This window comes from Candidatus Methanoperedens nitratireducens (assembly GCF_000685155.1).
Lineage (GTDB): Archaea > Halobacteriota > Methanosarcinia > Methanosarcinales > Methanoperedenaceae > Methanoperedens > Methanoperedens nitratireducens.
Genome location: NZ_JMIY01000001.1, coordinates 306,493 through 319,902, shown reverse-complemented (window position 1 = coordinate 319,902; position 13,410 = coordinate 306,493). Strand labels below are relative to the sequence as shown.

Here is a 13,410-nt window from a genome sequence, read left to right as displayed (position 1 = left end):
GCTGCGGAATTCATGTCCTGTCATACTCATTTTTCAACCTGTGCTACCGCAGCCTCAATGAGCTCCTGTGTTATGTCAGGTAGTACGCTGCCAAACCTCTTGGGCTTCCTTGGCTTGCAGTTCTCAAGGGCATAAGCGAATATTATTGGCGCCCCTACAGTGGCATCAAGATATGGTATAACATTTCCCTCACCTGCCTTCGGGATTTTCCCCCATGATTTGCCCTCATTGATCGTAGCGCCTGAGAGCCCTCCAACATCGGGGCGGTCAACAGTTACCTGAATAACATAGTTCTCACCCGGACATTCTATGCCCAGGATCTGGGAAAGCGTAGGTGCTGTCTGCTGCAGGAAGTTCTTTGGTACGCCTCCGCCCACCTCAAGTGCGCCACGGGCAATATTATTTATCATGCTGTGGTACACGATGGCCGCGCTCTCAAGAACATCCATTGTCGGGCTTGGGTCTACGAAATCCCCGGGATTGAGCTCCTTTGACTTCGATCCTGCACAGGCTATGATGGGAAGATAGCTTGTGCTCATCCCGACAGATGAGTCCGCAAATGCCGGAACAAAGACAGGGACATCGTGTTTTGAGGCAGATGCAAGGAATGAGTGTTCAGGATTTCTCGCGGTCTCCAGCACTCCTTCACCAAGGGTTCTATAATAGTACGCGGTCGAGAATCTTTCCGGGAATTTATTTCTTTCAATAGCCTTCCGGGTAAGTGCCAGGATAATCCTGTCCTGGGCTATAAGCGTACGCTTCATATCGATAAATACGTCATAGATCCGGACAACATCATGCTCAGCCAGTTCATTGTCGTCTGCTGTGTAATTCCCCTGGTGCACAGGTAACCCGTATGCAAAATGCAAATCGTGATAGGTGTTTGAGCCGGTGGTAACAATCCAATCGATAAAACCGCTCTCTATCATTTTGATGATACTGCCCCCCATGCCCACAGGGGTCATAGCTCCTGCAAGCGTCAGGCATACAGTCGAGTTCTCATCGATCATTGTCTTGAACAAATGACATGCCTCAGCCAGTCTTCTCGCATTATACCCCATGCCGTCGAACACATCGTCGACTAATTCTGTTATGGTCATGCCTCTGTCAAGGGGTATGGGAGAAATCGGTTTACCTGCCCAGTAATTATGTTTCATGTGATGCATACTCGTTTAAAATACTCGGTAAGATATCTAATAATTTTCTATACTGCTCTCGTGCCAGATTTTTTTTTAAAAATTAAGGTATCGTGCATTCCTAGGGCTTTTCGCTCGTTTGCATCTGCCTCATAGCTTCTTCGTACTCAAGCGGGTGTTCATGCTTCATCTGCTGCTCTGACAGGTTTCCTGTGATCCAGGCTTTCGACATTGGAAACACCTCAGGACTGAAATGTACATTCCACCAGTGGACTATGAAAATAAACAATGTTGCCAGTAATGCCTCATCTGTATGGACAATGGTCGCAAGATGAACATATGCATAGGGTATATAGTTCATTGCAACGAAAGGATACAGCATTATAAGCCCGGTAACGCAAAGCATAACCATTCCCCAGAAAGCTCCCCAATAATCGAACTTCTCTTTCCAGCTATACCTGCCGTATTTAGGATGCTCTGCCCTCCCGAAATAAAAGAGAATCGTTTGCCAGAAATCCCCTGCATCTTTTAAGGTCGGCCACACTTTCCTCTCAAGAAGTGGCTCCTTATCAATAAAAACATGGTAGACAACATGGTATATCCCGAGAAGAACCATCCCGATGCCTGCAAAATGGTGTATATGCGTTCGCATCTCAAATCCCCCTACAAGATTGATAATCACAGGCGACCACCAGGCATCCGGGAATTTAACAGGCATACCGGTGACTACCAGGAGCATGAAGGTCGCGATCATTACCCAGTGCTCAACAAGCTGATTGAACGTAAACCGCTTAAAGAGTACTTCACCCGCTATACCTTCTGTAAGTTCTGAACCTTCAGGTTCTGTGACTTCCAGCAATCTGGGTTTTTGCATATATCTACCATCTCCTGTAAATCCTCAGTCGTGAGAGAAAATCCAGAATCACCATGCCTGCAAAGAGACCTATGACCCCTGCTGTCAGTATCTTGAAAAATATAGCTATCCAGTAAGCAAGATCGAATGGACCCAGATAGTATGACTTCATCTGCACATCCATACCTGTTTTATTGAATACCAGTCTGCCTGTGTGCAGGGATTCCTTGTCATGTATAAGGCCTGCAGCTATCTTGGCATCGAATTTGGTTCCAGGATGGCAGTTCGCCTTGCCGCATGTCTGTGGCAGGTTATCCGGATATGTGCTTGAAGTGGGATCTGTATGCGACTTTGTATCGTGGTTGTTGTGGCAATCGGCACATGTTGCAACTACAACATACCCGCTCTTCAATGCCTTCCAGTGAAAAGATTCTTTATATGTATCAAAACGATCTGTCTTGATTCCATAGTACCATGCGCTCATGATTTCCGGGTTAGAATGGCATTTTGCACATGTTGTCGGGCTGTTTTGATGGTTTGATAATGACTTCGGATCGTTTATCGCACGTATCTCATGTATTCCATGACAATCTGTGCAAGTTGCTGCCTCTGGATGGCCTTTCTCAATCTCTTCCCAGTGTATGCTCTGCTTATAATCTGTAGCTTCCTGGACATGACAGTTTGAGCAGGTATTTGTTATATTGTTTCTTGTTGGCCCACCGATGAAGTCCCCTGACATCACACCGATCGATATGGAGGTAGTATTGGATTGTGTGCTCCCTCCATGGCAGTCGGTACAGGTAAAACCTTTATGATAATGGATATTGTTCCTGAATTCATTGACTACTTTAGTATGACAGTGATAACAGGGGAGATCATCGTCTGCAGAAACGATCGTAATTAATACAAAGAATGATATTATTAAGATCAAAACACATCGCTTTCTCAATAAAGAGCATAAATTCATGCCGATGAATAGCATTATCCACTACCTCATTAATTATCTTAGGTTCTTCCTATCCTGTATTGAACCCCGCTTCCACTGTGTGGGTTATAAATAATCTTTATCTTGATGCCTTAAATAATTTGTGATTCTATCTCTAAAAATCCTATTATTTTATCATCACGATTTCCATTGTAGAGATATTAGAATCCCCTTTATCTGAGGCAATCCTTTCAGTAGCGATTCTTATATCCTTTACTTTAGATTCTGCCACGAATCTATTCCTTGTGACTTCTGCTACATCCACCGCTCTTGATATTGCCCTTCCTCTTGCCTTGATAGTAACTTCTGACGCACCATTGTTAAATTGCGTAACCACTGCGAGAACATAATTCATCACAGGTTTGCTTCCAATATATACAACATTGTCTTCTGTCATGTCCTCATCCCTGAACTTATAGAAGATGAATTACAACCATGCTACATATATTTAACTGAATTATTGCCATAATCAATGTATCAGTCCTTCTGGAGGTAAAAATAAACAATTTCATATATTGGTAAGACAAACAGATAATAAATGATAGAAGTTGAAGTAAAAGCACGTGTAGAAGATCCAAAGAGAATCGAGAGATCAATAATCGAGCTTGGGGCAGTTCCTATCGGGATAGAGAATCAGGCGGATACTTATTACAATGCACCATTTCGTGACTTCTGGGTGACAGATGAAGCATTAAGAATAAGATCCCAGGGCAGCAAATATTTTTTAACATATAAAGGTCCAAAGATGGACAGTGTATCTAAAACAAGAAAAGAATTCGAAGTCGAGGTAAACGATGCCGGTAACATGGGAAACATATTATCGTCCCTGGGTTTCTCTCCTGTTACGACTATAGTTAAAAAAAGAAAGATATACAGGCTCGGGAATTATTTTATAGCCCTTGATAATGTGCGAAATCTCGGTGATTTTATAGAGGTTGAAGCATCCATTAATGATTCCAGGAACTATGAAGAAGAAGTTGAGACCATTTTTAAATTGATTGAGAAACTGGGTATAAGCAGGGTATCGACAGTCCGTGAGTCTTATCTTGAGATGCTACTTAAGAAGAATAAAAAAGGGATTGTTGGTCTATAGACGAACAAATATATATAACATCACCACCTTCTTTAGTGTTTATGGGCGTGTTCAGCTTACTTAATCCCGGACTTCAGGGTGCATTAGTAAAGCAGGGTTTTATTGCTCCCACCCAGCCTCAGGTGGAAACTATCCCGGCTGTGCTGAGCAAAGAGCATGTACTGCTGATTGCACCGACTGGCTCAGGTAAGACAGAATCAGCAGTGCTTCCGGTATTTGATAGCATTATGCAGAAAAAAGAGGAGGAAAGACGCGGTATCTCCGTTCTGTATATTACCCCGCTTCGCGCCTTAAACAGGGATATGCTCTCACGTCTTGAGTGGTGGGAGAATGAGCTTGATATCAGAGTTGCGGTCAGGCATGGAGATACGACTGCATATGAGCGGCAAAAACAATCATTAAAACCACCTGATTTTCTTGTCACAACACCTGAGACCCTGCAGGTAATGCTTACAGGAAAGAGGCTCAGGGAGAACCTGAGGACAGTTTCACACGTGATTATTGATGAGGTGCATGAGCTTGCCTCTTCAAAGCGCGGGGCGCAGTTGTCCATTGCTCTTGAGCGGCTTGTTGAGGTATGCGGTGAGTTCCAGAGGATCGGGCTCTCTGCAACAGTTGGAAGGCCACAGGAGATCGCACGTTTTCTTGCAGGAACTAATAGAATTGCCCGCGTGATCGAGGTCTCTCTTATCAAACAGCTTGATTTTAATGTGGTATGCCCGGGACCGACGCCAGAGGATATGCAGTCTTCAAAAAAACTGATGTGCACACCCGATGTGGCCTCACATATCCGTGTTATAGCAGATATCGCCGGGAAACATAAATCCACGCTCATATTCGTAAATACAAGGGAAGCAGCAGAGATGCTTGGCTCCAGGTTCAGGATGCTCAATATCCCTATCGGAGTACATCACGGCAGTCTCTCAAGAGAGGCACGCATAGAGGCTGAAAGTAATTTTAAAAGAGGCATACTTTCAGGACTGATCTGCACATCATCAATGGAGCTCGGGATCGATATAGGAGATGTGGATCATGTAATCCAGTATATGTCACCCAGGGAGGTTACCCGCCTGATACAGAGGGTAGGAAGGGCAGGACACTGGGTGGGTGAGATCTCAAGTGGAACAATAATTACAACCAGTGCTGATGATGCGGCTGAGTCCTCTGCGATCACACGGAGGGCAAAGGCGGGGGAGATCGAGACTGTCGATATCCATGAGAACAGCACAGATACACTTGCAAACCAGATATGCGGGCTAGCACTTGATTTAAGTGAGATTCAGCTCAAAAGAGCATATTCAATTGTAAAAAGGGCATACCCTTATCGGAATCTCAAGATCGAGCTTTTATCTGGAGTAATCAAACAATTAAACGATAACAGGCTTATACGATTCGAAAATGATACGATCAGCAGGAAAAAGAAGACCTGGCAGTATTTCTATGAGAACCTCTCCATGATCCCTGATGAAAAACGTTTTGAGATATTTGATATAGTGAGCGGGAGGACGATTGGGGCACTCGATGAGGCGTTCGTGGTAAATTTTGCGAAAGCTGGCGCTGTGTTCATAGCAAAGGGTGAGATGTGGCGCGTAATCGAAATGATAGGTGAAAAAAGCAGGATAAAGGTGGAGCCAATCAGTGACCCGCAGGGCGAGATCCCGAACTGGGTTGGTGAGGAGATACCTGTGCCGTATGAGGTGGCACAGGAAGTGGGGGTTATAAGAAAGCGCATCTTGGAAAAGATCATAAGCGGTAATAGCACTGAAAAAATCATAGAAGACTATAGAGAGAATTATCCAGCAGACAGCGAGGCAGCAACTGGGATACTGGAGTTGATCAGGAACCAGGTAAAAGCCAATCGTACTGTGCCAACAGATGATATCGTGGTGATTGAACAGGATGAGAAAACAATCGTGATCAACATCTGCGGCGGGCATAAAGTGAACGAGACCCTGGGGCGCGTGGTGACGTCTTTACTTGCAGCCAGGTTCGGCGCAAGTGTTGCAATGGAGATAGACCCGTACAGGATTAAACTTGAGCTCCCAAAGATGTTTGGCGCATATAGGGTAAAAGAATTGCTTCTTGAAACAAGCCCTGATTACATAGAGCCGATTATAGAGATGATGCTGAAGAACACCATACTGCTTAAATGGAAGATGGTTCATGTTGCCAGGAAATTCGGCGCTCTGAGCAGGGATATTGATTATGACCGCATAAGTATGAGGAAGTTGCTTGATGTGTTTGAGCATACGCCCATGTATGATGAGGCAGTGCGCGAGATATTCCATAACAAGCTTGATATAGAGGGCGCAAAAACAGTACTGGGCAAAATCCACAGCGGCAGTATAAAGCTTGTGATCCAGCCACCAAGTCCGATAGGCGAGGCGGGTTTCCTGGGCGGCAGGGAGCTGATGGCGCCTGAGAGGGCTGACAGCTCTATAATAATGGCGCTGAAGAACAGGATAATGGAAGACCGTGTTATCCTGTTCTGCGTGAACTGCAAGAAATGGAAATCCAGTAAGATGGTAAAGAGCGTGCCAGAGACCCCTGAATGCCCATTATGCAGCAGCAGGCTGATAGCCGCGCTAAAACCCTGGGAGGAAGAGGAGATCAAGATAGTAAAAAAGCCTGAGAAAGAAAAGACAGAAGAAGAGAAGAAAAGGACGATGCGGGTTTACAGGAATGCGAACCTTGTGCTCTCGCAGGGAAAGACCGCGGCGATTGCGCTTGCATCAAGAGGCATAGGGCCTGAGACTGCTTCACGGGTTATCAGGAAGATGAGGGAGGACGAGGAGGAGTTTTACAGGGATATCCTGATCGCTGAGAGAAATTATGCTAAGACGAAGAGGTTCTGGGATGGGTGAATGCAAAAAGCCTGAAAGCTTTCAGGGCTTTTATCAGGGGAATATATGTAATATCTTTAGTATGGGCTCTATTACTTTGATATAGCAAAAACTATTTTTATAACTACCAAGTAATCTGACTGGGATGTAGATGAATGGATATACAAGATCAGATAGGATTTTAGAGCAGCCTGGAACCAGAAAATTATGCCCTGGTATGAGCATACTAATTATCTTTTTTTTAGTGATTCTATCATCCGGTTGCATTGGCTCTCAAACGTATAATCTGACAATTTTTATGCCTGAGAGCATTGAAGTCCTGATTGGCGAACAGGATGTACTTGAAGTAGGGGTTATGTCACCGGAGGTTGATGCTACGGATATTGTAGTTAGCCTCTCAGTGCCACCAGAAATATCGCTTGTAGACCAGCAATATAGCAAGGAAGTTAAAATATTACCTAAAGATCAAAAAGTTATTATTCCCTTCAATTATAGTGCTTTATCAGACGGGACTTTTAATCTTACCCTTGAGGTCAAAACCAATATCAACACTACAAATTATACTATCACGGTCAATTCTTATGTTCCGGCACCTAAATTGGAGATAGGCGAATTCTGGATTTATAATCAAACAAAAGGAAAAGCTTCAGGGTTACAGGCCAGGGAAGTGACTCATAAGGATACTATAGAAGACAGGGAATATTATGTGATAAAGGAAACATGGGAAGGTGATCTTAATGGAACATATGCCCTATCATATTATTCAGTAGATGATTTCTCATTAAGAATGACAGAATACTATGAAGATGGCTCACTATTGAGAGGTAAGACTATAGAAATGGATCCTCCAGGTTCTAACTTCCCCTTCAAAATCGGAATGAAAGAGACCTGGAGTGGATCGATTACCGGGATAGGTAAGACTGAGATTAATGGTGAGGTAGTTAAAAAAGAAAAAATCACTGTTCCTGGCGGTACTTATACAGGTTATTACCTGCGGAAAAAAATGAGTTACTCAATGGCAACAGGTGTTGGGGAGGGATGGTATGTTCCAGAATTAAATGGATTTGCAAAATACCGGATGTCAACAAATGCGCTGGGAACAACCACTGAAGATGAGCTTGAACTGCTTGAATATGGTAAACTGCCAGCAAAACCCCGCCAGATCCAACCAGATATAAAATTACCTGAAGGGTATAAGTTATATAAAAACGATGAACTAAACTTCCGTATTGCATACCCTAAAAATTGGGACTTTAGTTCTACAGAGGATAGATACGGCTCATCTTTTGAATTTAGTGATGGTTCTATTTATACCGTTCAAGTGGTTGTTGAATCTGTGGGTAAGCTTAACTTAGCGGAGTATCGTGAAACTCGCCTGGAGTATCTTAAAAAACTCGTACCTGGATTAAAAATCTCAGAGGAAAAAAATGTGACAATAAACGGAAGGGATGGGTTAGAATGGGTATACGAATATCCTCCTATAGGCTTTAAAGCAAAACAGGTCATTTTTGTAGTGGATGGAAAAGGTTACACTATCAGCGGATATTCTCTTGGCACAGTTTATAACTCATATAAGCCCATGTTTGATAATATAGTAAATTCGTTTTTTATAAAAGGAAGTCCTAATAAGTATATTCTATCATGATCGATAATTCAATTATTATCAATGAACTCCCTGTTTACACCCTTATTGAGAGAAAGTGAGCATGAATATAAGAAAATTATTATTAATACTTCTTTTGATATTGGTTTTGTTTAGCTTTGTTTCAGTCTACGAAAAATTTGAGCAAAAGAATAGGATTATACAAGAATTCACTGAGCGCTCAGATGAGCAACAAAAACAGATACTGGATTTGAAAAATAGCCTTATAGATTTAGAATCAAAGCTAAATCTCTCTGAAGCAAAATTGAGCGAGGAGAGAGCGCAGAAAGAGACATTTGTTCAAGAACTCTTTGAACTGAAAAAAACCGCAAAAAGCAACTATGCTATCATAGGGGTAGATTCACAGGGCAAGGGCGCAGTTATTCCATTAGAGGTCATAATTAAAAGTGGCAACGGCAGTCTATTTGTGGATGTGGCCAATGTTCTTTTCGATGAGACCCTGCAATCCTCTGTCCAGACTGCGGTCAAAGTTGCCAGTAAAATAACTAAAATCAACCCTAAAGAAAAGGATATTCTAATCGTCATACATGCCCCTGTGAGCAGTGAGAGATCTGAGATTGGCGGGGGCAGCGGCGGTGCAGCAATGACTATTGCAATCATAGCCGCAATAGAAGGACGTAACATCAGCAAAGATGTACTAATTACAGGAACTATTGAGGAATATCATACTATAGGAAAAGTGGGCGCTGTAAAAGAAAAAGGGATGGCTGCAAAAGAATTTGGGGCAAAAAAGTTTATTGTTCCTATCGGGCAGAACGTGAGCATTCAAGATCTGGAGGTTAAAGAAGTGTTTCTGATCGATGATGCACTGAAATATATTATTCCTGATAGCTCGTAAATATCCCTGGCATATATAAACCCGGATGGAAGATAGTTTTTTATCTTTAACAGATATGAATAACGAGTTATGCAAGCCGAAGAATACGATAAAGTCAGAATAGAGAGCGAAGGTGTCAGTTATGAAGGAACCCTGATGCCTTCACAGACGGATAAAGTCGTTTTAAAGTTAAAAAATGGCTATAATATCGGGATAAAGCGTGAATCCGCATCTATAACTCTGCTTGAGAAGAAAGAAGAAAAAATCCCTAAACCCGTTTTAATACCCGTTAAAAAGCAAAAAGATCTGCCCAGTATCTCCATACTCTCAACAGGCGGCACGATTGCCAGCAGGATAGATTACCGCACAGGGGCAGTCACATCACAGTTCTCAGCAGAGGACATCCTGAGCGCAATACCCCAACTTGAGGGAATAGCAAATTACAACTGCCGTATGATCTACAATATCTTGAGTGAGAATATGCGCCCCTCCTACTGGGTTGAGCTTGCACGCGCCGTACACGAGGAAATAAAGAACGGCGCAGACGGTATCATCATCACACACGGCACTGATACTATGACATATACGGCTGCTGCGCTGTCGTTCATGATCAAAACCCCGGTTCCTATCGTCCTTGTCGGTTCCCAGAGAAGCGCGGACAGGCCCAGCAGCGATAATGCCATGAACGCGGTCTGTGCTGCTGCTGTTGCAACAAGCGATATCGCCGAGATTTGCGTGGTGATGCACGGCTCAACAAGTGACGATTTCTGCTATATACACAGGGGAACCAGAGTTCGGAAGATGCATACCTCAAGGCGCGACGCCTTCCAGTCGATAAACTCAGGACCAATTGGACACGTTGAGTATCCCTCCCGCGAGATAAAAACAATATCTACATACGCAAGGCAGGGAGAGAATAAGCTTGCTCTTCATGATAAGCTTGAACCAAAGTGCGCATTGATAAAATACGCCGCAGGAGCAAGTGGCGAATCCCTATTATTCCATTCAGGCTCAGGATATAAAGGTATCGTGATAGAAGGCACAGGTCTTGGCCATGTATCAACTGAATGGGTTCCTCTTATCAGGAATGCCACAGATGCCGGGATACCTGTTGTCATGACATCGCAGTGCATCAACGGCAGGGTATGCGACCGTGTGTATGACACGGGAAGGGATATATTAAAAGCAGGTGCAATCGAAGGTGAGGATATGCTGCCTGAAGTAGCTCTTGTGAAACTGATGTGGGTACTGGGTCAGACATCCGATCTTGAAAAAGTGAGAGAGCTGATGCACACCAGTATAGCAGGTGAGATCATGCAGAGCATATCCCTATGATAATTAACATAATTATGGTGATAATGATAATAATTATAAACATCAAATAATATATGCGTAAATATTAAATACTTGTAAAACCATCATTATCAATGTAGTAGGATCAGGTATCTAACGCCTTTAGTACCCTCAGTCTCCTTCGACCCATCGTTTTAATTAGATACCTGATCACTACTCCTATTTTCCAGGGCTTATTGTTTAGATTTCTCTAAAACTCTAATATTATCTATCCTGGTGAACGGATAATTGCCTGTCTCATCCTTCTCAGCAGATTTAACCATATCCCAGACTGTCAGCAGTGCTACACTGACACCATGAAGCGCTTCCATCTCAACCCCGGTTTGTCCTGTTGATTTGACTTCAACTGTTGCTTTGATGATATCAATGCCGACATCAAATCTAACATCAATACTTGTTATCGGTATCGTATGGCACATGGGGATAACGAACGATGTATGCTTGACTGCCATAATAGCAGCGATACGTGCAGTCTCAAGTACCTCACCTTTCTCAATCTGCCTGTTCTTTATAGCCTCCAGGGTCCTTGGTTTTAACTGTATCTCTCCCATAGCGACCGCTCGTCTTACAGAATCGGGCTTACTGCTGATATCAACCATCCTTGCCCTGTCATCCTGGATATGCGAAAACATATTCAATCTATCCTTATCTTTTTTCTTTCTTCAAAATCCAGGAGTAGCTCATTCAGTTTCTCTGATAACTCCCTTGCTTCATTTAGTTTTAGTCTTACAACCATCTCATCTTCATCGTATCTAATTACGATTCGTATTCTATTGCGTTCTATATCAGCCAGAATCTCTCTCATACATTACCTCCGTTATATAATCAATAACGTCCGTAGCCAGAAGACCGTATCCGAATTCTTCAAAAGCCATATCACCTGCTGCCCCGTTAATAAAAGCCGCTGCGCTCGCTGCCTCAAGGGCATCGTGCTTTGCAAATAGAGCGCCTGTCAAACCTGCAAGCACATCTCCAGTCCCGCCCACGGTCATACCTGCGTTTCCTGTTCTGCTGGCGCGAACTTCGCTACCGTCCGAGATAATATCAATAACGCCTTTTAATAAGACTGTGACGTTATTATCCCGGGCAAAATTTTTGATAAAACTAATCTTTTCTTTTTCATCTTCTGGCACATCAGCGCCGGATAAGCGCTTCATTTCACCTGCATGAGGGGTAATGATGATATTCTTATGCAGCAGAGGACGCAGGAAAGGCCCGAGCGCATCAGCATCTATCACAGCCTTCCTGCACAGTGGAACTATCTTTGTGACAGCACGGATAGTATCCTCTGCTGTTCCAAGACCCATGCCAATGACCACAACATCATGTCTTCTGATCAGATCTGAGATAAGCGGGATATCGTTCTCTACAAGCCTATCGCCTGAAAGCTGGCGAACAATAAGATTGGGTGAGAACGAGGCAATTATGCCAGAGACGTTTTCTGGCGTAGCCACCGTGACAATATCCGCACCCGCACGCAGCGCTCCCATGGCGCACAGCGCAGGCGCGCCTGAGTATGCCCCGCCGCCTATGATCAGTACCCTGCCTGCGTCGCCTTTATGGCTTGAGGGGGCCCGCCTCAGGAACGGCTGTATATCCCCTGGCCCGACAAAGAGCTCTGCTTCTCGGGGAATACCAATATCAACGACCTGGATCTCACCTGTGTATTTACCAGCACCGCCTGCAAGCAGGCCCACTTTCATCCTATGGAATGTCAGGGTCAGATCCGCCCTGACAGATTTCTCAAACTCTCCTCCATCAGGATCAAAACCTGAGGGTACATCAACTGATACAATCTGGGAGCCTGATTCGTTAATAATGTCTATTGCAGTTGATTCAGGTTCAGATATTTTTCCTTTTATACCTGTTCCAAAGATCCCGTCTATGATGATATCTGCGTTCTTTACCAGCGATGTATCTAACATTGTTGAATCTGTGATCTGGATCAGGGGTATTGATGTCTTCTCAAGTATATTCCAGTTATGCCTTGCCTCCTGTGTTTTAATGCCCTCTTTTCTGCCAATAAGTATGACCGTGGTATCATAATCACACAGGTGCCGCGCAGCTACGAAGGCATCTCCCCCGTTATTCCCGCGGCCTGCTATGATCACGATCCTGCCTGATGTTATCCTTTTTTTTATGGCATGGGCGACAGCAGCCCCGGCATTTTCCATGAGCTGAAGCCTTTTTATACCAAGATATTCACAATTAGCATCAATTGCCGCCATCCGTGATGAGGTAATTGCTTCCATAATCAAATATAATATCCGTATGCACTTATAATTTATTCAGGGGCCGTTACATTATGTGTTGGTATGATTTTATTTCTTTGCGTACTTTGCGTTCTTCGCGGTTTAATGTGTAGATCGCTCACCGCAAAGTCAGCTATGAACTGTGGTTCATAGATAACAATGAAAAAGACGATTAACAACGAACTCAAAACGAACTTAAACGAACTCATCAGCTCGAGTTCGTATCGAGTTCGGTGCGACAAGAAAGCTATGCTATGAATTGCCAACGAGCTACCCCTTCCATTTGGGGTAATCTTACCGGGATGTGCTTTTGCAGTAATACAGAGGTGCAAAGCTCCTGGGACAATGTGAATACATCTAAAAATCCAATTTAGACAATTTGCTAAGATAAGGATGTCATGGAGAAGTTAAAATG

The 13,410-nt window shown here is 43.6% G+C and carries 12 protein-coding genes; 5 read left to right on the top strand and 7 right to left on the bottom strand.

Going from position 1 to position 13,410, the window contains the following annotated elements:
- Window positions 1–26: 26 nt before the first annotated feature.
- From ANME2D_RS01615 to albA, 4 genes are all read right to left on the bottom strand, one after another.
- Window positions 27–1,166 (bottom strand): deoxyhypusine synthase family protein, encoded by a 1,140-nt coding sequence (locus ANME2D_RS01615; protein ID WP_081810079.1) that lies wholly within the window; start codon window positions 1,164–1,166, stop codon window positions 27–29.
- Between the two features lie 91 nt (window positions 1,167–1,257).
- Entirely contained in the window at window positions 1,258–2,010 is a 753-nt protein-coding gene (locus tag ANME2D_RS01610; RefSeq protein ID WP_052368508.1) for a formate dehydrogenase subunit gamma, read from the bottom strand.
- 4 nt (window positions 2,011–2,014) lie between these two features.
- Complete coding sequence (locus tag ANME2D_RS01605) at window positions 2,015–2,920, bottom strand: ammonia-forming cytochrome c nitrite reductase subunit c552 (protein WP_157833896.1); 906 nt, start codon at window positions 2,918–2,920, stop codon at window positions 2,015–2,017.
- 181 nt (window positions 2,921–3,101) lie between these two features.
- On the bottom strand, window positions 3,102–3,371 hold the full coding sequence (gene albA / locus ANME2D_RS01600) for a DNA-binding protein Alba (RefSeq protein ID WP_048088578.1): 270 nt from the start codon (window positions 3,369–3,371) through the stop codon (window positions 3,102–3,104).
- A gap of 141 nt (window positions 3,372–3,512) precedes the next feature.
- Between albA and cyaB the strand changes: the two genes are divergently transcribed.
- The 5 genes from cyaB to gatD all read left to right on the top strand — a co-directional run bounded on the left by cyaB (window position 3,513) and on the right by gatD (window position 10,725).
- Entirely contained in the window at window positions 3,513–4,067 is a 555-nt protein-coding gene (gene cyaB, locus ANME2D_RS01595; RefSeq protein WP_048088576.1) for a class IV adenylate cyclase, read from the top strand.
- Window positions 4,068–4,108: 41 nt separating this feature from the next.
- Window positions 4,109–6,931, top strand: coding sequence for a DEAD/DEAH box helicase (locus ANME2D_RS01590; protein ID WP_048088574.1), 2,823 nt, complete (start codon window positions 4,109–4,111; stop codon window positions 6,929–6,931).
- Between the two features lie 130 nt (window positions 6,932–7,061).
- Window positions 7,062–8,555: a PsbP-related protein gene (locus ANME2D_RS01585; RefSeq protein ID WP_048088571.1), complete on the top strand. Its 1,494-nt coding sequence runs from the start codon at window positions 7,062–7,064 to the stop codon at window positions 8,553–8,555.
- A gap of 61 nt (window positions 8,556–8,616) precedes the next feature.
- Window positions 8,617–9,411: a S16 family serine protease gene (locus ANME2D_RS01580; protein ID WP_048088570.1), complete on the top strand. Its 795-nt coding sequence runs from the start codon at window positions 8,617–8,619 to the stop codon at window positions 9,409–9,411.
- A 69-nt stretch (window positions 9,412–9,480) separates the two neighbouring features.
- A complete protein-coding gene (gene gatD, locus ANME2D_RS01575) occupies window positions 9,481–10,725 on the top strand; it encodes a Glu-tRNA(Gln) amidotransferase subunit GatD (protein WP_048088568.1) in 1,245 nt (414 codons plus the stop codon).
- Between the two features lie 191 nt (window positions 10,726–10,916).
- On the opposite strand, the gene moaC is transcribed toward gatD, so the two are convergent.
- The 3 genes from moaC to ANME2D_RS01565 are packed head-to-tail and all read right to left on the bottom strand — an operon-like array spanning window position 10,917 to window position 12,995.
- Window positions 10,917–11,375: a cyclic pyranopterin monophosphate synthase MoaC gene (moaC, locus tag ANME2D_RS01570; protein ID WP_048088567.1), complete on the bottom strand. Its 459-nt coding sequence runs from the start codon at window positions 11,373–11,375 to the stop codon at window positions 10,917–10,919.
- Between the two features lie 2 nt (window positions 11,376–11,377).
- A complete protein-coding gene (locus ANME2D_RS18360) occupies window positions 11,378–11,548 on the bottom strand; it encodes a hypothetical protein (RefSeq protein WP_198527328.1) in 171 nt (56 codons plus the stop codon).
- Entirely contained in the window at window positions 11,529–12,995 is a 1,467-nt protein-coding gene (locus tag ANME2D_RS01565) for a bifunctional ADP-dependent NAD(P)H-hydrate dehydratase/NAD(P)H-hydrate epimerase (protein WP_048088566.1), read from the bottom strand. The genes ANME2D_RS18360 and ANME2D_RS01565 overlap by 20 nt, the downstream gene beginning before the upstream one ends.
- Window positions 12,996–13,410: the final 415 nt, after the last annotated feature.